Source organism: Actinosynnema sp. NPDC002837 (assembly GCF_040295345.1).
Classification (GTDB): domain Bacteria; phylum Actinomycetota; class Actinomycetes; order Mycobacteriales; family Pseudonocardiaceae; genus Actinosynnema.
In genome coordinates this window covers 127,437-149,210 of sequence record NZ_JBEOVG010000005.1, presented here as the reverse complement: position 1 = coordinate 149,210, position 21,774 = coordinate 127,437, and the positions used below count along the sequence as shown (strand labels likewise).

Annotated in this window: 24 protein-coding genes; 16 read left to right on the top strand and 8 right to left on the bottom strand. The window is 71.1% G+C overall.

What is annotated here, in order from left to right; all coding sequences use genetic code 11:
* Positions 1–17 precede the first annotated feature (17 nt).
* Positions 18–1,322, bottom strand: a complete 1,305-nt coding sequence (locus tag ABTZ99_RS05910; RefSeq protein WP_499608510.1) for an MFS transporter — start codon at positions 1,320–1,322, stop codon at positions 18–20.
* On the bottom strand, positions 1,319–4,300 hold the full coding sequence (locus ABTZ99_RS05905) for an acetyl-CoA carboxylase family protein (RefSeq protein ID WP_499608508.1): 2,982 nt from the start codon (positions 4,298–4,300) through the stop codon (positions 1,319–1,321). Before ABTZ99_RS05905 ends, ABTZ99_RS05910 begins: the two co-directional genes overlap by 4 nt.
* Positions 4,301–4,456: 156 nt before the next feature.
* Here ABTZ99_RS05905 and ABTZ99_RS05900 point away from each other — a divergent pair, with 156 nt between their 5' ends.
* Entirely contained in the window at positions 4,457–5,254 is a 798-nt protein-coding gene (locus ABTZ99_RS05900; RefSeq protein ID WP_498782158.1) for a sporulation protein, read from the top strand.
* 153 nt (positions 5,255–5,407) lie between these two features.
* Positions 5,408–5,680 carry a GlsB/YeaQ/YmgE family stress response membrane protein gene (locus tag ABTZ99_RS05895; protein WP_053718253.1) on the top strand — a complete coding sequence of 91 codons (273 nt, stop codon included), beginning with the start codon at positions 5,408–5,410 and terminating at the stop codon, positions 5,678–5,680.
* 121 nt (positions 5,681–5,801) lie between these two features.
* On the opposite strand, the gene ABTZ99_RS05890 is transcribed toward ABTZ99_RS05895, so the two are convergent.
* On the bottom strand, positions 5,802–6,347 hold the full coding sequence (locus ABTZ99_RS05890) for a TetR/AcrR family transcriptional regulator (protein WP_498782262.1): 546 nt from the start codon (positions 6,345–6,347) through the stop codon (positions 5,802–5,804).
* A gap of 165 nt (positions 6,348–6,512) precedes the next feature.
* Between ABTZ99_RS05890 and ABTZ99_RS05885 the strand changes: the two genes are divergently transcribed.
* The 9 genes from ABTZ99_RS05885 (at position 6,513) to ABTZ99_RS05845 (ending at position 14,853) form a co-directional block, all read left to right on the top strand.
* On the top strand, positions 6,513–7,658 hold the full coding sequence (locus ABTZ99_RS05885) for an acyl-CoA dehydrogenase family protein (RefSeq protein ID WP_498782160.1): 1,146 nt from the start codon (positions 6,513–6,515) through the stop codon (positions 7,656–7,658).
* A 16-nt stretch (positions 7,659–7,674) separates the two neighbouring features.
* On the top strand, positions 7,675–8,877 hold the full coding sequence (locus ABTZ99_RS05880; RefSeq protein WP_499608506.1) for an acetyl-CoA C-acetyltransferase: 1,203 nt from the start codon (positions 7,675–7,677) through the stop codon (positions 8,875–8,877).
* Entirely contained in the window at positions 8,878–9,639 is a 762-nt protein-coding gene (locus ABTZ99_RS05875) for an SDR family NAD(P)-dependent oxidoreductase (RefSeq protein ID WP_498782164.1), read from the top strand. It abuts the gene before it with no gap.
* An 83-nt stretch (positions 9,640–9,722) separates the two neighbouring features.
* Positions 9,723–10,934: a hypothetical protein gene (locus tag ABTZ99_RS05870; RefSeq protein WP_499608502.1), complete on the top strand. Its 1,212-nt coding sequence runs from the start codon at positions 9,723–9,725 to the stop codon at positions 10,932–10,934.
* Positions 10,931–12,397 (top strand): substrate-binding domain-containing protein, encoded by a 1,467-nt coding sequence (locus ABTZ99_RS05865; protein WP_499608500.1) that lies wholly within the window; start codon positions 10,931–10,933, stop codon positions 12,395–12,397. Before ABTZ99_RS05870 ends, ABTZ99_RS05865 begins: the two co-directional genes overlap by 4 nt.
* Positions 12,384–13,133, top strand: coding sequence for a hypothetical protein (locus ABTZ99_RS05860; protein WP_498782170.1), 750 nt, complete (start codon positions 12,384–12,386; stop codon positions 13,131–13,133). Before ABTZ99_RS05865 ends, ABTZ99_RS05860 begins: the two co-directional genes overlap by 14 nt.
* Positions 13,134–13,155: 22 nt before the next feature.
* Positions 13,156–13,743, top strand: coding sequence for a TetR/AcrR family transcriptional regulator (locus ABTZ99_RS05855; protein WP_498782172.1), 588 nt, complete (start codon positions 13,156–13,158; stop codon positions 13,741–13,743).
* Positions 13,740–14,303 carry a DinB family protein gene (locus ABTZ99_RS05850; protein ID WP_498782174.1) on the top strand — a complete coding sequence of 188 codons (564 nt, stop codon included), beginning with the start codon at positions 13,740–13,742 and terminating at the stop codon, positions 14,301–14,303. Before ABTZ99_RS05855 ends, ABTZ99_RS05850 begins: the two co-directional genes overlap by 4 nt.
* Before the next feature lie 187 nt (positions 14,304–14,490).
* On the top strand, positions 14,491–14,853 hold the full coding sequence (locus tag ABTZ99_RS05845) for a DUF4333 domain-containing protein (protein WP_498782176.1): 363 nt from the start codon (positions 14,491–14,493) through the stop codon (positions 14,851–14,853).
* Between the two features lie 38 nt (positions 14,854–14,891).
* Here ABTZ99_RS05845 and ABTZ99_RS05840 read toward each other — a convergent pair whose 3' ends face one another.
* A complete protein-coding gene (locus ABTZ99_RS05840; protein ID WP_499608497.1) occupies positions 14,892–15,350 on the bottom strand; it encodes a MaoC family dehydratase in 459 nt (152 codons plus the stop codon).
* A gap of 2 nt (positions 15,351–15,352) precedes the next feature.
* Positions 15,353–16,114, bottom strand: a complete 762-nt coding sequence (gene fabG, locus ABTZ99_RS05835) for a 3-oxoacyl-ACP reductase FabG (RefSeq protein WP_498782180.1) — start codon at positions 16,112–16,114, stop codon at positions 15,353–15,355.
* 126 nt (positions 16,115–16,240) lie between these two features.
* Between fabG and ABTZ99_RS05830 the strand changes: the two genes are divergently transcribed.
* Together ABTZ99_RS05830 and ABTZ99_RS05825 are read left to right on the top strand one after the other, a co-directional pair.
* A complete protein-coding gene (locus ABTZ99_RS05830) occupies positions 16,241–17,032 on the top strand; it encodes an SDR family NAD(P)-dependent oxidoreductase (RefSeq protein ID WP_499608494.1) in 792 nt (263 codons plus the stop codon).
* A gap of 5 nt (positions 17,033–17,037) precedes the next feature.
* Positions 17,038–17,991, top strand: a complete 954-nt coding sequence (locus ABTZ99_RS05825; protein WP_498782184.1) for a quinone oxidoreductase family protein — start codon at positions 17,038–17,040, stop codon at positions 17,989–17,991.
* Between the two features lie 18 nt (positions 17,992–18,009).
* Here the strand turns inward: ABTZ99_RS05825 and ABTZ99_RS05820 are convergent, their stop codons facing one another.
* Entirely contained in the window at positions 18,010–18,237 is a 228-nt protein-coding gene (locus ABTZ99_RS05820; RefSeq protein WP_499608492.1) for a hypothetical protein, read from the bottom strand.
* 118 nt (positions 18,238–18,355) lie between these two features.
* On the opposite strand from ABTZ99_RS05820, the gene ABTZ99_RS05815 reads away from it, so the two are divergent.
* Positions 18,356–19,108 carry a GntR family transcriptional regulator gene (locus ABTZ99_RS05815; RefSeq protein ID WP_499608490.1) on the top strand — a complete coding sequence of 251 codons (753 nt, stop codon included), beginning with the start codon at positions 18,356–18,358 and terminating at the stop codon, positions 19,106–19,108.
* 77 nt (positions 19,109–19,185) lie between these two features.
* Here the strand turns inward: ABTZ99_RS05815 and ABTZ99_RS05810 are convergent, their stop codons facing one another.
* Positions 19,186–19,671, bottom strand: a complete 486-nt coding sequence (locus tag ABTZ99_RS05810) for a DUF6319 family protein (RefSeq protein WP_498782190.1) — start codon at positions 19,669–19,671, stop codon at positions 19,186–19,188.
* Positions 19,672–19,720: 49 nt separating this feature from the next.
* Here ABTZ99_RS05810 and ABTZ99_RS05805 point away from each other — a divergent pair, with 49 nt between their 5' ends.
* Together ABTZ99_RS05805 and ABTZ99_RS05800 are read left to right on the top strand one after the other, a co-directional pair.
* Positions 19,721–20,068, top strand: a complete 348-nt coding sequence (locus tag ABTZ99_RS05805; RefSeq protein WP_498782192.1) for a DUF6401 family natural product biosynthesis protein — start codon at positions 19,721–19,723, stop codon at positions 20,066–20,068.
* Positions 20,069–20,152: 84 nt separating this feature from the next.
* Positions 20,153–20,629, top strand: coding sequence for a DUF3592 domain-containing protein (locus tag ABTZ99_RS05800; RefSeq protein WP_499608487.1), 477 nt, complete (start codon positions 20,153–20,155; stop codon positions 20,627–20,629).
* 147 nt (positions 20,630–20,776) lie between these two features.
* Here ABTZ99_RS05800 and ABTZ99_RS05795 read toward each other — a convergent pair whose 3' ends face one another.
* Positions 20,777–21,688: a mechanosensitive ion channel family protein gene (locus tag ABTZ99_RS05795; protein ID WP_498782196.1), complete on the bottom strand. Its 912-nt coding sequence runs from the start codon at positions 21,686–21,688 to the stop codon at positions 20,777–20,779.
* Positions 21,689–21,774: the final 86 nt, after the last annotated feature.

The following is a 21,774-nucleotide window of genomic DNA, read 5'->3' as shown; positions in this document are numbered from 1 at the left end:
CCCTCCGCCGCGAACGGTCAGACCTTGTGCGTCTCCCGCAGCCCGAGGACGGACGCCAGCGTCACCACGCCCATGACCAGCAGGAACGCGGACACCGACAGTGACGTCCCGGTCGCCACCAGCAACGCCGTCATGATGAACGGTGTGCCGCCGCTGACCAGGATCGATGCCAGCTGGTACGCCAGCGACGCCCCCGAGTACCGCACCCCCGGCTCGAACAGCTCCGCCAGGTACGCCGCCACCGGCCCGTAGACCAGGCTCGACCCCACCCCCGACACGGCGAGCGCGACGAAGATCAGCCCCAGCGACGCGGTGTCGATCAGCCAGAAGTAGGGGAACGCCCACACGATCATCGCCACCGCGCCCGCCACGATCAGCGGACGCCTGCCGTGCCGGTCCGACCAACGCCCCGCCAGCAGGATGACCGGCACGCTGACCAGCGACGACAGCAGCGTCACCACGAGCACCGAGTTCCGCGCCAACCCCAGCTCACGCGTCGCGTAGTCGAGCACGCCCGCGATGCTCACGTAGAACACCGCGTTGGACGCGAACATCAGCCCCGCGCCGAGCAGCACCGGCTTGCGGTGCGTCCGCAGCACCTCCCGCAAGGGCGCGGGCGCGGGACCGTCGCCACGCCGTTCCTTGATCTCCCGGAACACCGGGCTGTCCTCGACCTTCAACTGGATGAACAGCACCACCGGGAACAGCAGCGCGCTAGCCAGGAACGGCACCCGCCACCCCCACGTCGCGAACGAAGCGGCCGGCACGGTCGCGCCCACGACCAGGAACGCGACGTTGCCCAGGATCACGCCCAGCGGCACGCCCGCCTGCCCGAACGTCCCGGCGAACCCACGCCGCTGCGGCCCCGCGGTCTCGGTCAGCAGCAGCACGACACCGCCCCACTGCCCGCCCACCGCGATCCCCTGGAGGAACCGCAGCACCACCAGCAGCACCGGCGCCATCACGCCCAGCGTCGCGCTGGTCGGCAGCAACCCGATCAGGAACGTCGCCGCGGCCATCAGCGCCAGGCACGTCACCAGCGCGGGCTTGCGGCCGAACTTGTCGCCGACGTGCCCGAACACCAGCCCGCCGACCGGTCGGGCGATGAACCCCGCCCAGAACGTGCTGAACGACAGCAGCAGCCCGATCAGCGGCGACGCCTCGGGGAAGAACAACTTGGGGAACACCAGCGCCGCGGCGGTCGCGTAGATGAAGAAGTCGTACCACTCGAGCGAGGAGCCGACGAGCCCGGCCGCCATGAGTTTGCGCAACGTGCGCCGCTCGGGGGGAGCGGTCGTGACCATGTGCTTGTTCCCTTTCACCAGGTGTCCACGAACGGGCGTTTCTTGCCGGTCCTGACCTGGACGGGGTCGGGGCCGGTGAGCAGGGTGGTGATCCAGCGCCGGGTGTCGGCGGGGTCGATCACGTCGTCGATCTCGTACGCGGACGCCACGTTGAGCGCCTTGCCGTGCTCGTAGGCGGCGGAGACCATCGCCTCGAACATCTCCTTGCGCTGGGCCGGGTCGTCGATGGCGTCCAGCTCGCGCCGGTACCCGAGCCGCACCGCGCCTTCCAGCCCCATCGGGCCGAACTCGCCGCTGGGCCACGACACCGCGAACAGCGGCACCTTCAAGCTGCCCGCCGCCATCGCCTGCGCGCCCAGCCCGTAGGCCTTGCGCAGCGCCACGAACCCGAACGGCACGTCGAGGTTCGCGCCGGCCACGAGCATCCGGGTCAGGTGCCGCACGGTCGCGGTGCGCTCGGCGTCCGGCCCGACCATGAACCCCGGCGTGTCGCACAGCGACACCACCGGCAGGTCGAACGCGTCGCACAGCTGGAGGAACCGCGCGGCCTTGTCGGCGGAGTCGGCGTCGATCGCGCCGCCGAGGTGGCCGGGGTCGTTCGCGATCAGCCCCAGCGGCCTGCCCTCGACCCGGACCAGGGCGGTGACGATGCCGCGGCCGAACTCGCGCCGCAGCTCCAGCACCGAGCCGGTGTCGGCGAGCGTCTCCACCACGGTCCGCACGTCGTAGGCGCGGACCCGGTTCTCCGGCACGAGGTGCCGCAGCAGCCGCTGGTCGGGGCACTCCCAGGCGTCGGTGCGCGTCCCATCGGGGTGACCTTGGAAGTACGACAGGTACTTCTTGGCCACCGCGACGGCCTCGGCCTCGTCGGACACGAGCACGTCGATCACGCCGTTGGGCACCTGAACGTCGACCGGCCCGACCTCCTCGGGCCGGAACACGCCGAGCCCGCCGCCCTCGATCATCGCCGGGCCGCCCATGCCGATGGTCGCGTCACGGGTCGCGATGACCACGTCGCACGTGCCCAGCAGCACGGCGTTGCCCGCGAAGCAGCGGCCCGACGCGATGCCGATCAGCGGCACCAACCCGGACAGCTTGGCGAACAGGTGGAACGCCAGGCAGTCCAGCCCGCTGACGCCGCCGTGGTCGGTGTCGCCGGGCCGCCCGCCGCCGCCCTCGGCGAACAGCACCACGGGCAGCCGCCGCTGCTCGGCCAGCTCGAACATCCGGTCCTTCTTGGCGTGGTTGCGCAGTCCCTGCGTGCCCGCCATGACCGTGTAGTCGTAGGACATCGCGACGACCTGGCCGCCGTTCACCCGACCGACGCCCGCCACCAGCCCGTCCGCGGGCGTGCGCTCGACCAGCTCGTCCAACGACCGGCGGCGGCGTTGCGCGGCGATGGCCAGTCCGCCGTACTCCACGAACTCCTCGCACAGGTCGGCGATGTTCTCCCGGACCGTGCGGCGGCCGGCCGCGTGCCGCTTCGCCTCCGCCTCGGGACGTGAGAAGTCGTGGCGCGCCAACGTCTCCGCGAGGTCGGGCCGCACGTCGTCCAGGTCGACCTCGACGGCCTTCTCCTCGACGGCGAGGTCCACGCCCTCGGCCAGCAACGCGCCCTCCGCGACCGTGTCGCCGACCTCGACCAGCACCCGCGCGTCGCCGATCGGCACGACGTGCTGCATCTTCATCGCTTCCACGACGACCGTGCCGGACTCGATCGCGACGACCGTTCCCTGCACGGGAGCGCGCGCTCCGGTGTCCTCCCGGGGCAGTGAGTCGACCAGGCCCGTGTGCGCTTTCAGGACGTCCGGGTGGTCCAGGAGCCCGCGCAGGAAGCCGATGTTCGTGCGCGCACCGTCCACGGTGAACTCGTCCAGCGCGCGGCGGGCCCGGCGCAGCGCGGTCTCCAGGTCGTCGGCGTGCACCACGACCTTCGCCAGCAACGGGTCGAAGCCGAGGCCGGCCCGGTAGCCGACGGACGCGTGCGTGTCGACCCGCACGCCCGGTCCTGTTGGCGGGACGAACGCCGACAGCCGCCCCGCGGACGTCAGGCTCACGCGCAGTTGCAGCGCGCTGCCGCGTGGCGTGTGCGTCAGGTCCGGCTCGACCTCGGCCGCGAGCAGCAGTTGCGCGCGCACCAGGTCCAGCCCGGTGACCTGCTCGGTGACGGTGTGCTCGACCTGGAGCCTCGGGTTGGCCTCCAGGAACGCGAACCGGCCGTCCGGCGCGACCAGGAACTCCACCGTGCCCAGCCCGGTGTACCGGACGGCGCGCGCGATCGTGGCCGCCGCGTCGTGCAGCGCGGACCGCAGGTCGGGGGAGAGGTCGGGCGCGGGCGCGACCTCGACCAGCTTCTGGTGCCTGAGCTGCAACGAGCAGTCGCGGTCGCCGAGCACCGTCGTGCCGACCAGCTGCACCTCGACGTGCCGCGCGGGTTCGAGCAGCTCCTCGACGAACACCGTGCCGTCGCCGAACGCGGCCAGCGCCTCGGCCCGGCACCGCTCGACGGCCGCGGCGAGGTCGGCGAGGCGGCGCACCACGCGCACGCCCTTGCCGCCGCCACCGGCCACGGCCTTCACGACCACCGCGCCGTGCGCGCGGAAGAAGTCCTCGAACCCGTCCTCGGCGCCCGCGAGCACCGGCACGCCGACCTCGGCGGCCAGGGCACGGGCCCGGCTCTTGTCGCCGAGCAGCTCCAGCACTTCCGGCGGCGGTCCGACGAACGTCAGCCTGGCCTCGGCGCAGCGGCGGGCGAACCGGGCGTTCTCGGCCAGGAACCCGTAGCCGGGGTGCACCAGGTCGCACCCGTCGGCGGCGGCGAGGACGGCGTCCACGTCCAGGTAGGAGCCTTGCAGCCGGACGGCGCGGTCGGCGAACCGGCCGTGCGCGTCGTCGGAGTCGGTGACCAGGGCGACGGTCCGCCAGCCGAGGTCGGCGGCGGCGCGCAGCACCCGGACGGCGATCTCTCCCCGGTTGGCGACGAGCAGCGTGGGCACTTCAACCTCCTGAGCGACCGCTTAGTATGTGACCGCGGTCGCATACTGGCATCCGCGCTTGGCGTTCGTCCAGGGGAACCGATGCACCTGTCGAGGCGTCCTTGAAGAAACCCGAGGTCAAGGGCGTGACACAGAGCAGGCCAGGAGGCACCCACCGTGGTTTTCAAGAGGATGTTGCGCGCGTTCGGAGTCGGCGGTCCGTCGGTGGACACGGTGCTGGCCAACCCGAACACCCGGCCGGGCGAGGCGCTGACCGGCGAGGTGCGCATCGCGGGCGGCGACCACCCCGCCGAGATCGACGAGGTCAAGCTGTCCCTCGTCACCCGGGTCGAGGTGGAGAGCGGCGACAACGAGCACAACCGCAACGTCGAGTTCGCGCGGGTCGTCGTCGGCAGGCAGATCGTCGTCGCGCCGGGGCAGAACCTGGTGCTGCCGTTCCAGTTCCCGGTGCCGCTGGAGACGCCGGTGACCGTCGTGCACGGGCAGCACCTGCACGGCATGACGATGGGCCTGCGCACGGAGCTGGAGGTGCGCGGCGCCGTCGACCCGGGCGACCTCGACCCGGTGGCCGTGCACCCGATGCGCTCGCAGGAGCACGTGCTGAACGCGTTCGGCGCCCTCGGGTTCCGCTTCCAGCGCGCGGACAACGAGTCGGGGCGGATCCGGGGCGTGCCGCAGCAGCTGCCGTTCTACCAGGAGATCGAGTTCCTGCCGCCGGGGCAGTTCCTGGCCAAGATCAGCCAGCTGGAGCTGACCTTCGTCGCCGACCCGCACCGGCTGTACGTGGTGCTGGAGGCCGACCGCCGCGGTGGGCTGTTCCGGGCGGGCGGCGACTCGTTCGGGCACTTCGCCATGTCGCACGATGAGGTGATCCGCACGGACTGGGCGGCGCTGCTGCACCAGTGGATGGACCAGGTCTCCGGGAGGCGATCTTCCCACGGTTTCGGCCACTAGGGCGGCCCGCGCGGACGTCGCCGCGGCGTGCGGGCAGGGCTCGCCCGGTCGCCGCTGGCGCTGCGGACGGCGTCTGCGGTGGGGATGATGACCGATGAGGCCCTCGACGCGGTCGGGGACTTCTTCGAAGGCGACTAACCCGCAGGAGGCATCGTGGGCATCGGCGGTGTGATCAGCGCTCTGATCGTGGGTCTCATCATCGGTTTGCTGGGCAAGCTCATCGCGCCGGGCAAGCAGGCCATCCCCATCTGGCTGACGATCATCGTCGGCATCGTGGCGGCGTTCCTGGGCACGTTCATCGCCCGGGCGCTCGGCGTGGAGGACACGCCCGGCATCGACTGGATCGAGATCATCGTGCAGGTGATCATCGCCGCCATCGGCGTCAGCCTCGTCGCAGGGTTCTACGGCAAGAAATCCGTCCGCTAGCCGCGTGTCCTACGGTCGGAACACCGATGTTGAACGCTCAGCGCACGGCTCGCCGTCCTGAGCGTTCAACTCGGGGTGCCGGGACGTAGGACGCGCGCTTCGGGCGCAGGGCACGCGCGGGTCAGGTGGTGGCGCCCACCATGCGCAGGACCAGGTCCGCGTAGAGGTCGCCGATCTCGGCCGGCGTGCGGCGGCCGGCGGGCTGGTACCAGCGGGCCACGTCGATGCACAGCGACAGCACCGCCAACGTCGCCCCGCGCACGTCCGGCACGTCGAACGCGCCCGCGCGGACGCCGTCCGAGACCATGTCGCGCACCGCCGCCTCGATCCGCCGCCGCAGCTCCACCACCTCGGCCAGGTGCTCCGGCGTCAACGCGCTCAGCTCGTACTGCACGACCCGCGCCGTCGTGTGGTACTCCGCGTGCCACGACGCGAACGCCCGCACGGCCGCCGCCAGCCGCGCCACCGGGTCCACCTCGGACACGCCCGTCAACACCGACAACGACGTCGCGTGCCCGATCCGCGAGATGTGGAACAGCAGTTCCTCTTTGGACCGGTAGTGGATGTAGACCGCCGCGGGTGACATGCCGGCCTGCGCCGCGATGTCACGGGTCGTCGTCGCGTGGTACCCCCGCACCGAGAACGCGGCCGCGGCGGCGATCAGCATCCGCCTGGCCGCCGGCGGTGTCACCGAGGACCACGTCTCATCCAGGAGCGCGAACTCACCACTGGTCGTCGTCACAGCCGGCCCTCCTTGACACGAACCCGAACGATACCGCAGGCTAAGCACACGCTTAGACCTAAGCAACCGCTTAGTATGGAGGAAACGAGAGTGCGCCGCTCGCTGTTCGAACCCGACCACGAAGCGTTCCGCGAGACCGCGCGGGCGTTCTGCGACCGCACGCTCACCCCGAACTACGAGCGGTTCGTCGAGCAGCGCCACATCGACCGCGACGTGTGGCTCGAAGCGGGCAAGCAGGGCCTGCTCGGCCTGGAGGTCCCCGAGGAGCACGGCGGCAGCGGCGCGAACGACTACCGGTTCAACGCCGTGCTGGGCGAGGAGCTGTCCAAGGTCAGCGCCGGCATGTCGTCCTGCCTGGGCATCCACGGCGACGTCGTCGCGCCCTACCTGGTCGACCTGTGCACCGACGAGCAGAAGCAGCGCTGGCTGCCGAGGTTCTGCTCGGGCGAGCTGACGACCGGCATCGGCATGACCGAGCCCTCCGGCGGCTCCGACCTGGCCGCGCTCAAGAGCACCGCCGTGCGCGACGGCGGCGACTGGGTCCTCAACGGCTCCAAGACGTTCATCACCAACGGCTTCTCCGCCGACCTGATCGTCGTCGCCGCGCGCACCAGCCCGGAGAAGAAGGCCCGCGGCATCACCCTGTTCGCCGTCGAGACCGGCATGAAGGGCTTCGAGCGCGGCCGCAAGCTGGACAAGGTCGGCCAGCCCGAGTCCGACACCGCCGAGCTGTTCTTCGAGGACGTGCGCATCCCGGCCGAGAACGTCATCGGCGAGGTCGACCAGGGCTTCATCTACATGATGGAACGCCTGCCGCAGGAACGCCTCGGCGGCGCGATCTCCAACCTGGCCCACGCCAAGCAGATCCTGCTCGAGACGATCGAGTACACCAAGGAGCGCAAGGCGTTCGGCCAGGCCATCGGCTCCTTCCAGCACAACAAGTTCACCCTCGCCGAGCTGGTCACCAGGATCGACGTGACGCAGGCGTTCCTGGACCAGTGCACCGACGCGCACACCCGCCGCGAGCTGACCGCCGTGGACGCGGCCAAGGCCAAGTGGTGGAGCGCGGACGTGCAGAACGACGTCATCGACGCCTGCGTGCAGCTGCACGGCGGCTACGGCTACATGACCGAGTACCGCGTGGCGCGCGCCTGGATGGACGCCCGGGTGACCCGGATCTGGGCCGGCTCCAACGAGATCATGAAGGAACTCATCGGCCGCGACCTCGGCCTCTAGACACAGGAGCACCGCCATGCCCGAGGCTGTCATCGTCGCCACCTCGCGTTCCCCGATCGGTCGGGCGCGCAAGGGCTCGTTGGTCGACCTGCGCCCGGACGACCTGGCCGCGCGGATCGTCGCCGCCGCGCTCGACCAGGTCCCCGAGCTGGACCGCGCCGAGATCACCGACCTGCACCTGGGGTGCGCCGAGCCGCAGGACGAGCACGGGCAGAACGTGGCCCGCCGCATCGCCGTGCAGCTCGGCCTGGACACCCTGCCCGGCACCACGGTCAACCGGTTCTGCGCGTCGTCCGTGCAGACCGCGCGCATGGCCTTCCACGCCATCAAGGCGGGCGAGGGCCACGCGTTCATCAGCGCCGGCGTGGAGTGCGTCTCCCGCTACCGGCACGGCGACCCGCACTTCAACCCGCTCTTCGACGCCGCGCGCGAACGCACTCAACGCACCGCGGAGACCAACGAGCCGTGGCACGACCCGCGCGAGGACGGCGAGCTGCCGGACTACTACATCGCGATGGGCCAGACCGCCGAGAACGTCGCCACCGCGCTCGGCATCAGCCGTCGTGACCAGGACGAGTTCGGCGTCCGCTCGCACAACCTGGCGGAGAAGGCCATCGCGGACGGCTTCTTCGCCCGCGAGATCACCCCGGTCACCCTCCCGGACGGCACGGTCGTCGACACCGACGACGGTCCGCGTCGAGGTGTCACCTACGACGCGGTGTCGGCGCTCAACCCGTCGTTCCGTCCACAAGGGACCGTCACGCCCGGCAACTGCTGCCCCCTCAACGACGGCGCGGCGGCCGTGGTCGTGATGAGCGACGTGCGGGCCAAGGAGCTGGGCCTGACCCCGTTGGCGCGCATCGTGTCCACCGGCGTGTCCGGCCTCTCGCCGGAGATCATGGGGCTCGGCCCCGTCGACGCCACCAAGCAGGCGCTCGCGCACGCGAACCTGACCGTCGACGACATCGACCTGGTCGAGATCAACGAGGCGTTCGCGGTGCAGGTGCTGGGCAGCCAGCGCGCGCTCGGCATCGACATGGACAAGCTGAACGTGCACGGCGGCGCGATCGCGCTCGGCCACCCGTTCGGCTCCACCGGCGCCCGCATCATGACCACCCTGATCAACGGGATGCGCGCCCGTGACGCGCAGTTCGGGCTGGAGACGATGTGCGTCGGCGGCGGTCAGGGCATGGCGATCATCCTGGAGAGGTTGAGCTGAATGGGAATCCTGGACAAGTTCCGGCTGGACGGGCAGGTCGCGATCGTCACCGGCGCGTCCTCGGGCCTCGGGGTGGCGTTCGCCAAGGGCCTGGCGGAGGCGGGCGCGGACGTGGTGCTCGCCGCCCGGCGGGCCGACCGGCTCAAGGACACCGCCCAGCTGGTGGAGGACGCCGGTCGGCGCGCGCTGGTCGTGCGGGCGGACGTGGCGCAGCCGGACGACTGCCGTGAGGTGGCGCGTGCCGCGGCGGAGTTCGGCCCGGTGCACGTGCTGGTGAACAACGCGGGCGTGGCGTCGGCGGTGCCCGCGTCCCGGGAGACGCCCGAGCAGTTCCTCGGCGTCATGGACGTCAACCTCAACGGCGCGTACTGGATGGCGCAGGCGGCGGCGGCCGTGATGGCGAACGGCGGTTCGATCGTCAACGTCTCCAGCGTGCTCGGCCTGGTCTCCGGCGGCCTGCCGCAGGCGGCGTACTCGGCGTCCAAGGCGGGTCTGCTCGGCCTGACCCGCGACCTGGCGCAGCAGTGGACCGGCCGCAAGGGCATCCGGGTCAACGCGCTCGCGCCGGGCTACTTCGCCTCCGAGATGACCGACCAGTACCCCGAGGGCTACCTCGAAGCGCACATCTCCCGGCTGCCGCTGGGCCGCGTGGGCGACCCGGAGGAGCTGGCCGCGGCCGTCGTCTTCCTGGCGTCGGCGGCGGGCGGCTACACCACCGGCGCGACGTTCGTGGTCGACGGCGGCGTGACCCTCGGAGGCTGATCACCCGACTTGTAACCCACCGCGGCGGCGCGACGACCTAGCCTGGTAGGCAGGGGAGATCGCCGTCCGCACGGGGGAGTTCCGTGGTCGCGAACCGTTCCACCGCAGAGCCGGCCTTCGCCGTCCGCAGGCCGAAGACCCGGGCGATCTACCTGCGCAAGCGCTATCTGCTGCCGTTCGGCGTATCGGTGGCGGTCGCGCTCGCCGGTGTGATCGCGATGCTCACGTCCGGCACGATCGCGCTGCCGTTCCGGAGCATCACGGTGGTGCGCGCCATGATGGCGTCCAAGATCGTGTACTTCCAGGATCCCGAGGTCCGCCGGATCCTGATGTCCCACGGCGTCGACGTGCAGGTCACCGACTCGGGCGGCTCGCGGCAGCTCATCAGGGACCGGCAGGACCGGGTGCACGAGTTCGACTTCGTGATGCCGTCCGGCCAGGCCTCGGCCGAGCTGATCCACGAGCGGTTCGGCGGTCGGGCCTACTACCCGTTCGCGAGCCCCCTCGTGCTGGGCGCGTTCAGGGAGTACGCGGAAGCCCTGGTGCGCGCCGGCGCGGCGGTGAAGCAGGACGACGAGAAGGGCCTCGGCCTCTACTACACCCTCAAGCTGGACGTCTTCGTCAACGAGCTGTCCCTCCCCGGGAACGGCGCGCCGACGAAGACCTGGGCGCAGGTGGACCCGCGCGTCGACAACCGCAACCAGGTCGTCGCGCAGACGCCGAACCCGTGCGACTCCTACTCCGGCTCGGCCTGGCTCGGGCTGGTCGCGTTCGCGGCCAACAACTCCGTCCCGCCCAACGAGCGCAGTGCGCCGGAGGTGGCGGAGAGGATCAAGCCGGTGTTCGAGATCGAGGGCCTGCACGGCTCCGGCATCGGCACCTCGTTCTTCCACCCCGACGGCCGCACCAGCGCCCCGGTCGGCGTCATGTACGAGCACCAGTACATCGCGCACCAGTTCACCGCGGTGGCGCGGACCGGTGCGGCCGACACCGACCGGGTGCTGCTCTACCCCGACGCGCACCACCGCACCGAGCCGCGGCTCATCGCGTTCAGCCCGGCCGGGGAGCTGGTCGGCGACCTGGTGCGCGACGACCCCGGTCTGCGCCGACGTGCCCTGGAACTGGGGTTCCGGCTGGACAACAAGGAGCCGACCGCCCTGCCCCACCTGCTGAGGGAACGCGGTCTGCCGGAGCCCGCCCTGAGCAGCACCGAAGGCCTGCTGCCCAGGCCGGACAACCTGGAGGCCATGATCAGGGAGGTCGGCGACTGCCCGGAGATCCGGGTGCCGATATGAGGTTGCCGGTCCTGCTCCTGGTGGCCGCGGCGGTCCTCGGCGGCTGCACCACCGGCACGCCCGAACCGGCCGCGCTGACCGTGCTGGCCAGTTCCGAGCTGGCGGACCTGGAGCCGCTGCTGGCCGACCTGCGCCGGGACACCGGGGTGGAGCTGAAGCTCGACCGCAGGGGCACCATCCGGGCCGCCGAGGAGCTGGCGGCGGGCGGCGCGGACCACGACCTGGCGTGGCTGTCCACGAACCGGTACCTGGCGCTGAAGGGCGTGGACCTGCCGCTGTCCACCCCCACGATGCTCTCGCCGCTCGTGCTGGGCGTGAAGGCGGGCAAGGCGGGGGCGTTGCGCGGCGCCTCGTGGGCCGACGTGGCGAGCCGTGCGGCGGCGGGGGAGCTGCGCTTCGGCATGGCCGACCCGCGGGTGTCCGGCAGCGGGATGGCGGCGTTGATCGGCGTGGCGACGGCCGCCGCGGGCACCGGTGCGGCGCTGCGGCCCGAGGACGTCACCTGCGACAAGCTCCAGGGCTTCCTCACCGGCCAGGCGTTCGGCGCGTCCGGCGCGGCCGAGGTCGGTGACGAGTACGTGCGGCGGCAGGACGACGTGGACGCCGTGGTCGCGTACGAGTCGACCGTGTTGTCGCTGAACGCGTCCGGGCGGCTCCGCGAGCCGTTGGAGGTCGTGTACCCGAAGGACGGCATCGTCCTGTCCGACTACCCGTTGATGCTGCTCAAGCCGGACAAGCGGGCCGCGTACGACCGGGCCGTCGAGTGGCTGCGCTCGCCGTCCGCGCAGCGGGCCATCATGGAGCGGACCTCGCGCCGGCCCGTGGACCCCCAGGTCCAGCGGACCGAGGAGTTGCGCGAGCCCATCGGCACCGCGCTGTACTTCCCCGGCACGCAGGAGGTCTTGAACAGCCTGCTGGCCGCCTACGACCGGGCCGGCGAGCAGGGCCGGGTGGTGTTCGTGCTCGACCACTCGACGTCCATGGCGGGCCTGCGGATCGCCGGCCTGCGAGAGGCGTTCGCGACGCTCGGCCGTGCGGGCGGGTTCGACCGGTTCCGGGTGGGGGAGACGGTCGTGCTCGTGCGGTTCGCGGGAACCGTGATGGAGGAGCGCAGCATCGTGGTGCGACAGGCCGCGGACCTCGAAGTGCTGGCCGGCGCGTTGGCGTCGGCCGAGTTGGCCGACGACGGCACCGCGATCTGGTCGGCGCTCGACCACGCCTACCGGATCGTCGGCGACGGCACGGTGGTGTTGATGACCGACGGCGAGAACAACGCGGGGATGAGCGCGGACGAGTTCCTGGGCAAGTGGCCGGACCCGCCCGCGCGCACGTACGCGATCCGGTTCGGCGAGGCCGACCCGGTGGAACTGGATCGGGTGGCGCGCGCGACCGGCGGGCGGGTGGTGGACGCCACCACCGGGTCGCTGCTGGAGGCGGTGAAGGAGATCCGTGGCTGTCGGTAGGGAACTGTGGTGGTCGGTGTGGTGGCCGTGGCTGCTCGTGTGGATCGTGACCGTCCTGGCGCTCGTCGTGGCGGTCGGGGTGGCGGTGCTCGCCTGGCGCGCGGCGCGCAAGTCCGCTCTGTCACCGACACCGGGCCCTCCCGTCTACGTCGACGGGGAGATGGTGTCGCGCATCATCGCGATGATCGACATCCCGCGGTTCCCCGCCGACGTCACGTCGACGGCCGAGCTCACCAAGGACGGCAAGATAGCCGTTCCGGGACTGGGCGAGATCGGCCAGTTCTCCTCCAGAAGAGGGCAGACCAGGGTCGTCCAGGAGGTCTTCGAGCCGGTCGACCTGGTCGGCGACATGGTCAAGGGCCTGGAGAACAGGGACGACATCGTGTACGTGAACCTGGACGAGCGCACCGTGCTGCGGAACACGGCCCTCGAGCGGCTGATGGCCTCGTGGGAGATGGCGACCGGTCCGCTCAGGCTGCGGCGGGTCACCCGGTACGTGTGGGTGGAGGGCGTGTGCCGGATGACGTCCCAGAGCAACGGCACGACGGTGTTCCTCGCTCCGGTCGGCGAACCGGCCGAGGACGGTCCACAGGTGCGGCTGGAGTGCGGCGACCGCTGGCTGCTGGGTGACTCGGTGCCCCAAGGGACCTTCAACGCCCATTGCCTGGGCAAGGTGCAGTCGTGGAACGAGGACACCCGGGAGCTGGTCATCCTGCCGATCGCGATGTTCCAGTGACGGGGCGTGCGATGCTTGGCCCATGGCATCGGTACCGGAGCGGTTGATCGACGCCGCGACGCGGTTGTTCGCCGCCAAGGGCTTCGACCGGGTCGCGGTGCAGGACATCGTGGACCTGGCGGGCGTCACCAAGGGCGCCATGTACCACTACTTCGGGTCCAAGGACGACCTGCTGCACGAGATCTACGGCAGCCTGCTGCGGATGCAGACCGAGCGGCTGGACCACTTCGCGTCCGGGTCCGCGCCGGTGGCCGAGCGGCTGCACGCGGCGGCGGTCGACGTCGTGGTCACGTCGGTGGACAACTTCGACCAGGCGCGGGTGTACTTCCGCTCGGCCGACCACCTGGCCGAGGACAAGCGGCGCGAGATGCGGGCGGAACGGCGGCGCTACCACGAGCGGTTCCGGTCGCTGGTGGAGGAGGGGCAGGCCGCCGGCGTGTTCCGCACGGACGTGCCCGCGGACCTGACCGTGCACTACTTCTTCGGCACCGTCCACCACCTCGGCCAGTGGTACAGCGCGGACGGGCCGATGTCGGCCAAGCAGGTCGGCCGGCACTTCGCGGACCTGCTGCTCGCGTCCTTGCGTCCCGTTTCGGAGGGTTCTTCGTGAAGTCCGACCTGCACCGCTACCTGAGGTCCGCGCGTGAAGCGGTGCTGTGGAAGCTGGAGGGCCTGTCGCCCTACGACGCGCGCCGTCCGCTGACGCCGACCGGGACGAACCTGTTGGGCCTGGTCAAGCACCTGGCGGGGATCGAGGTCGGCTACTTCGGCGACACGTTCGGCCGCCCGTTCCCCGAGCCGCTGCCGTGGGCGGACTTCGAGGACGAGCCCAACGTGGACATGTGGGCGACGGCCGAGGAGTCCCGTGAGGACGTCGTCTCCCTCTACCGCCGTGCCTGCGCGCACGCGGACGGGACGATCGAGGCGCTGGACCTGGACTCGCCGGGCGCCGTGCCGTGGTGGCCGGGTGACCGCGGTGCGGTCACCCTCCACCTCGTCCTGATCCACGTGATCGCCGAGACCAACCGGCACGCGGGCCACGCCGACATCGTCCGCGAGCTGGTCGACGGCACGGCCGGTCTGCGCGCGGGCAGCGACAACCTGCCGTCGGTGGACTGGGAGACCTACCACGCGAAGCTGGAACGCGTCGCCCGCGAGGCGCGGGCCTGAGCCGTCAGACCCCGCGGCCGCCCGGGCGTGCTGCCGGCCGGGGCCTCGGCGAACGCCTGCCGGGCGCCGTCGTCGAACTCCACCTCGCCGCCGCGGGCCGGTCGGCGTCACCGTCGCCACAGCACCGTTGTGCCACATCTCGGCCAATACGCCGCCGGCGTGGCGCCTCATCGGTTACATACTTCGCATGCCGATCTACTTGCGCGTCACCTTGGCACTGTCGGCCGTGGTGACCGCGGTGTGCGCCCTGGTCCTGACGGTCGCCGTGCTCTCCGGCACCGCGACCGTGCAGCTGGAGCAAATGCGGACGTTCGACCGGATGGAGCTGTCCGCCAAGGTGTTCGACCAGCTCCGCGACCAGCACCCCGACTCCGGCATCACGGGGTGGAGCGGTGACGACAGCTCGGCGCCCTGCCCCGGCCACATCGCCATCAAGGAAGGCGTCACGTTCAGCTGCACGTTCATGGACGACGGCAGGGAGCGGAAGGTGCGGGTGCACATCAAGGACACCTACAGCGGCGACCTGGAAGTGGGCCCGCCGTCACCGTGACCGGGCACGGCACCCGGACGAGTGCCGTGCCCGTCGGTTCAGGCGGCCGGCACCAGCAGGACCACGGTCTCCGCCACGCAGCCGGGCTTCGGGTTGCCCTCGATCTCGACGGTCACCTTCACCACCGCCTGCTTGCCCTGCGCCGCGTCGGTGATCTCCGCCAGCTCGGCCCCGGCCCGCACCCGCGACCCGACGGTCACCGGGCTCGGGAAGCGCACCTTGTTCAACCCGTAGTTCACGCCCATGGCCAGCCCCTGCACCGTGTAGATGTCCCGCACGAGCAACGGGATCAGGGACAACGTCAGGTAGCCGTGCGCGACCGGCGCGCCGAACGGCCCCGCGGCGGCCTTCTCCAGGTCCACGTGGATCCACTGGTGGTCGCCGGTGGCGTCGGCGAACAGGTTGATCTCCGACTGCGTGATCTCGTGCCACTCGCCGTGGCCGAGGTGCTCGCCCTTGGCGGCCGCGAATTCCTCCAGGTCAGCGAATACCCGCATGGTCAGTCCTTCGGTCCGCCGGCGACGTAGATGACCTGACCGGACACGAACCCGGCGCCCTCGCTGACCAGGAACGACGCCGTGTGCGCGATGTCCTCGGGCGTGCCGACGCGCTGCACCGGGATCGCCGCGGCCGCGCCCTTCTTGAAGTCCTCGAAGTCGACGCCGACCCGGGCCGCCGTCGCGGCGGTCATGTCGGTCGCGATGAACCCCGGCGCGATCGCGTTCACCGTCACGTTGAACTTGCCCAGCTCGATCGCGAGCGTCTTGGTGAACCCCTGCAGGCCCGCCTTGGCGGCCGAGTAGTTCGCCTGGCCCCGGTTGCCCAGCGCCGACGTGCTGGACAGGTTGACGATCCGGCCCCACTGCGCCGCCGTCTGGAACTTCTGCACCGCCCGGCTCATCAGGAACGTGCCGCGCAGGTGGACGTTGATCACCGCGTCCCAGTCGTCGTCGGTCATCTTGAACAGCAGGTTGTCCCGCAGGATGCCCGCGTTGTTGACCAGCACGGTCGGCGCGCCGAGCTCGTCGGCCACCCGCTGCACGGCCGCGTCCACCGCCGCGCTGTCGCTGACGTCGACGCCCACCGCGATCGCGGTCCCGCCGGAGGCCTTGATCTTCTCCACGGCTTCCGCGCAGCTGTCCTCGTCGAGGTCGAGGAGCGCGACGGCCATGCCGTCCTGCGCGAGCCGCGTGGCTACGGCGGCGCCGATGCCGCGTGCGGCACCGGTGACGATGGCCACCCGTGCGTCCGTCTCGGCCACGGTCAGTCCTCCTTGATCTGCGGGCCTAAGCAACCGCTTAGTAACCTACCGGCGACGTCGCCTTGACGCCAGAGCGTGTCAGGAGAACCATACCGACTGGTCGGAATGCCAGCCAGAGGAGGCGCGGTGGAGTTCTCGGGCAAGGTCGCACTGGTCACCGGTGCCGCGAACGGCATCGGCGCGGGGGTGGCACGCCGACTGGCCGCCGCCGGCGCGTCCGTCGTCGTCGCGGACGTGGACGACGCGCGGGGCCAGGCCGTGGCCGACGAGATCGGCGGCGTGTTCGCGCACTGCGACGTGCGCGACCCCCGGCACAGCGAGGCGGCGGTCGCGACGGCCGTGGAGCGGTTCGGCGGGCTCGACATCGCCGTGCTCAACGCGGGCATCGCCACCGGCTTCGGCCTGGGTGAGGACTTCGACGCCGAGCGGTACCGCGCGGTCATGGGCATCAACCTCGACGGTGTGGTGTTCGGCGTGCACGCGGCGTTGCCCGAGCTGAAGAAGCGGGGCGGCGGGCGCATCGTCGCCACCGCCAGCATGGCGGGCCTGATGGCCATGCCCATGGACCCCCTCTACGGCGCGAACAAGGCCGCCGTCGTCGGCCTGGTGCGCGGCTTGGCGCCGGTCGTCGCCGCCGACGGCATCACCGTCAACGCGGTGTGCCCGTCGTTCGCCGACACGGCCATCATCACCGGCTTCAAGTCCGCCTTGGAGTCCGCGGGGATGCCGGTCATGAGCGTGGACGACGTGGTCGACGCGTTCGTCTCCGTGTTGCGCGACGGCAAACCAGGTGAATGCTGGTTCGTGCAGGCCGGACGTCCCAGCGCGCCCTTCACCTTCCCCAACCCGCCGGGCCCGCGCACCGCCACCGGTGAACGCGTGCGGCTCGACCACGACCCGATCGCCAAGGAGAACTGAGCACCGTGCGCGCCATCCAGATCACCGAGTTCGGCGGACCCGAGGTCCTCACCGAGGTCGAGCTGCCCGACCCCGTGGCGGGCGAGGGCGAACTGCTCGTCGACGTCAGCCGCGCGGGCCTCAACTACGCCGACACCCACCAGGCCGAGAACTCCTACCTGTCGAAGATGGAGCTGCCGCTGGTGCCCGGCGGCGAGGTCGTCGGCACGGCGGGCGACCGGCGCGTGGTCGGCCTCACCAACTTCGGCGGGTACGCGCAGAAGGCCGTGGTGCCCGAGGCGACCGCGTTCGACGTGCCGGACGGGGTGGACGACCTGACCGCGTTGAGCATGGTCGTGCAGGGGGCGACGGCCTGGCTCCTGCTGCGACGCAGCGCGCACCTCGAGCCGGGGGAGAGCGTCGTCGTGCACGCCGCCGCCGGCGGGGTCGGGTCGCTGGCCGTGCAGCTGGCGAAGAAGTGGGGCGCGGGACGCGTCATCGCCACCGCGAGCACCGAGGACAAGCGCAAGCTCGCGCTGGACCTGGGCGCGGACGTCGCGGTCGACTCCACCGCGGCGGACATGACCGATGCGCTGCGCGAGGCCAACGGCGGGCGGCGGGTCGACGTCGTGCTGGACATGACCGGCGGCGCCGTGACCGACCAGAGCATCGCCGCGCTGGCGCCGTTCGGGCGGCTCGCGTTCTACGGGATGGCCAGCCGGGAGCAGCCGACCCCCATCGCCCCGGGCAAGCTGCTGGTCCACTCGACCACCGTCGCCGGCATGTGGCTGCCGCACGCGTTCAAGCTCCCGGGCCGCGTCGTCCACCGCGCCATGGCCGAGCTGTTCGACCTGGTCCTGGCGGGCGACCTGCGCGCCGTGCCGGGCGGCGAGTACGGCCTGTCCGAGGTGCGCCGGGCGCATGAGGACCTGCGCGCCCGCCGCACCACCGGAAAACTGGTCCTCGACCCGTCACGCTGAGGTTCGGCTCGGCTCGGCCTAGGCGGATTCGGTCGTGGCGCTCCCGCGCAGCTCCGGGATCCGCTTGCCGAGCATCGAGTGGAGCTTCTCGGCCGCGTCGGGGCTCAGCGCGACGGTCGCGGCGCGGTCGAAGCTGACTTCGTAGTCGCCGTCGGCGGTGATCGACTCGTCGAACACCGCCTCACCGGAGACCCTGAGGTAGACCGAGTGCTCGGTCGCATCCGACTTGGCCTGCTGCTTCACCATCTGTGGACAACTCTCCTCTTGCTTCGGCCCGGCCCTATCTAGGCTATCTAGATAGATTGACGATGTTGAAGCTACTCAAAGGGTCCGGAGCTGTCTAGATAGGTTCTACGATGGAGTGATGGTGCAGATGAAGCCGTGGGTGGAGATCGCCGAGGAACTCCGGCGGGAGATCCACCAGGGCGTCTACAAACCAGGCGAACGGCTGCCGTCGGGAAGCGTCCTGATGAACCGCTTCGGGGTCGCCCGGCAAACCGTCCAGAACGCGATGGACCAGCTCCGGGCCGAAGGGCTGGTGCTGAGCGTGGCCGGCAAGGGGTGGTTCGTCTCGGAGCGGAAGCCGATCGTCCGGCTTGCCCGCAACCGCCTGAGCAAGGCCGAGCGGACCGAGGGGCGCGGAACGTTCATGTCCGATGCGGCGGCCGGTGGGTGGCAGCCCGCGGTCACGGTGAAGATCCGCCGGGAGCACGCGAGCGAAGACGTCCGCTCCCACCTCGGGCTGGACGCGGGGCGGGAGCACGAGGTGGTGGTGCGTGACCGCGTCATGCGTGCCGATGGCGAAGCGGTGCAGCTCGCCGTGTCGTACCTGCCTGCCGACATCGCCGGTGGCACCCGGGTCGAAGAGGTCGACACCGGGCCGGGCGGGACCTACGCGCGGCTGGAGGAGTTGGGCTTCGAGCTGACCCACTTCACCGAGGTGGTGTCGGCACGCTCACCGCAGCCTCGTGAAGCGGAACTCCTGCGGGTCCCGTTCGGCTTCCCCGTGATCCAGGTGATCCGGGTGGCCTTCGCGGGCGACCGCGCGGTCGAGGTCAACTACATCACCATGAGCAGTGACCGCTACCAGCTCGTCTACCAAATAGACGCCGGCTGACGTCGACCGCGCGATGATCGGCCGAAAGGTGGGGTGCCGTCGCTCACGCTCGGGCGGCGGCACCCGTCCCGGGCAGGTCAGTCGCTCAGTTCGGCCAACGCGGCCTTGACCTTCGCGAGCTCGGCCTCCAGCTCCTCCATCCGCGTGCGGTGCTGGGCGCGGGCCGCCTCGATGACCTCGTCGATACCGCCCGCGATGTCGTCGTGCAGCTCCTTGGCCGCCCGCGACACCGCCGCGGCCGAGATCGTCAGGCCCTGCACGACCCGCTTGGTGCCGTGCACCAGGTCTGCCTGCCACTCGCCGTCGGCGGTCCCGGTGACGGTCAGCGTCAGCTCGACCGTGCGGGTCTTCTTGGCCGTCGACTTGGGCCGCTTCGCCGCGGGCTTGGCCTCCGCGGGCTGTTCGGGCTGCTCTGCCTGTGCCACGGGTGCGACCTCCTGCTGCACGGGTGCGGCGGGCGCCTCGGCGTCCACCGTCTCTTCCTGCTCCACGAGCGTGTCCGCCTGCACGTTCTCGTCGTCCTCTCTGCGCATCCGGCTCGACCCGGCGTGATCATAGAACACGTGTTCGATGGTGGGTCGATTGCCCCGCACAGCGTAGGGTGTCGGCCTTGTGAGCGGTTGGAGGGACTTCCCCGCTCGCCGGTTCTTGGACCGGTTGAGCGACGAACTCGGAATTGCGGCGGTGCTGGCGCCTGGCGTCCTGGCGCCGGGGGTGCTGGCGGCGATCGACCAGCACGGTGCGGCGGTGCGCGACATCCTCGCGTTCGGCGTGCCGGCGGCGGCGGTGGCCGGCGCGGTGCTGCTGGCCGGGTACGCCAAGGGCGTGCTCGACGAGGCGAAGGCGCAGGGCTGGGAGCCGCCGGCGATCGTGGACTGGGCGAACGCGGACTGGCTGACGCTGAGACTGGCCTCCGTCTGCCACCTCGCCCGGCGCGACGAACCGGCGTTGGAAGGCTAGGGCGAGGTCTCGCGCGGAAACGCTGATCGCACCACGTCACGCCGGCTAGCCTGAGGTCGGGAGCCGACCGCGGGGGGCGTGAAGGTGAACACAGCCTTGAAGGTGATCGCCGCGTTGGGCGGTCTCGTCCTCGGCGTCGTCTACGTCGCGACGGAGCTGACGACGGTCTCGGTCGACGCCGAGGTGGTGCCCGTCGAGCACAGCAAGGCGACGCATCCCCAGTGGCGCCCGGTGGTGCGGTTCACGACCGCCGATGGCCGGTCGGTCACCGCCACGCTCCCGAAGGAAGGCGAAGCCCGCCGTCCCGGGGACCTCGTGGCCATCCGCTACCACCCGCGCGACCCGACGCGGGCCGATTACGACGACGACCGCGTCACGTCGATCGCCTTCACGTTCCTCGTGGGTCTGGCCGTGGTGTCGACCGTCAACTCGGTGTTCCGGGACTTGGCGGCCGAGCGGAGAGCACGGCGAAGCAGGCTGGGCCCGGGCGGCGGTCGCACGTGGAGTTCCGCGGAGCCCGGCCATCGACGCCCCGGCGGACTGCCTGAGCAGTTCCTCTGACCCGGGTCGGCACCGGTGGCATTGAACGCGCCTGCGGCGCTTCGGCCTGCCGTTTTGTCGGTGGGTGCCGGCAAAATAAAAGCAGGGGTCCCCTTGGCGAGGACCCCTGCGTAGCGTTCTCAGGTTGTCAGCGGACGGTGGCGCCGGTCAGCGCTGCTCGCCCGGGGGGAACTGGCCGGGGTGCGGCTGAACCGGTCGGGTCGGCTGGGCCTGCGGCATCGGCTGGCCCACCGGCGGCGTCGGCATGCTCGCCGCGTGCGCCGGGGTCTCGGTCATCCGGGTGGTCTGCTCGGCCGGCGACACGCCCTGCGCCGTCCGCTGCACGTCCTCACGGCCGCGCTGGTAGGCCTCGGCCTGCGCCTTGGCCTGCGGCGCCTCGTTCTCGGCCTTCGTCAGCCAGCCCTCCCACCGCTGCTGCATGGGCTTGATCAGGCCACCGCCGACGCCGATGACGGCGATACCGCCGACCGTGGCCAGGATGGTGATCAGGATCGGGGTGGTGACGGTGGTGGCGACGCCGATCTGGTTCAGCGCCGCGATCACGCCGAGCGCGATGATGAACCACGAGGCGATCTTGCCGAGCGTCGGCCCGTAGGACAGCCCGCCGAGCGCACGCGAGGTGATGTCCTGCACGGCCCGCGCGATGGCGGCGGCGACCACGATGATCACGATCGCGACGATCGCCCTCGGCAGCCAGGCCACGATCTCGGTCAGCAGGGTGCTCACCGGGTTCGAGCCGAAGATCCCGAACGCGATCTGGAGCGCGATCAGCAGCACCGCGTAGTACACGATCTGCGAAACCAGCCCCGAGGCGTCGAACTTGGAGCGCGCCATCGCGTCGCTGAGCCCACCGCGCTGCACGGCGCGGTCGAAGTGCAGGCGGGCCAGCAGCTTCTTTACCGCCGCGCGCAGCACCCGGGCGACGATCCACCCGATGAGCAGCACGACGAGGAATCCGACGAGTTTGGGCAGGAAGGTCACCACGTTGCGCAGGGCGTCACCGGTGGCGTCACCGATGCCTTGGGCCTGCACCGTCTGCGCGGCGAGCAGGGCTTTCATCGTCTTCGACCTCCTCGGTCGACCGGTTCGTCTCCAGCAACCGGTTACCCGAGGTGGCCACGCCAAACCTCTCGTCCTCCGACCGG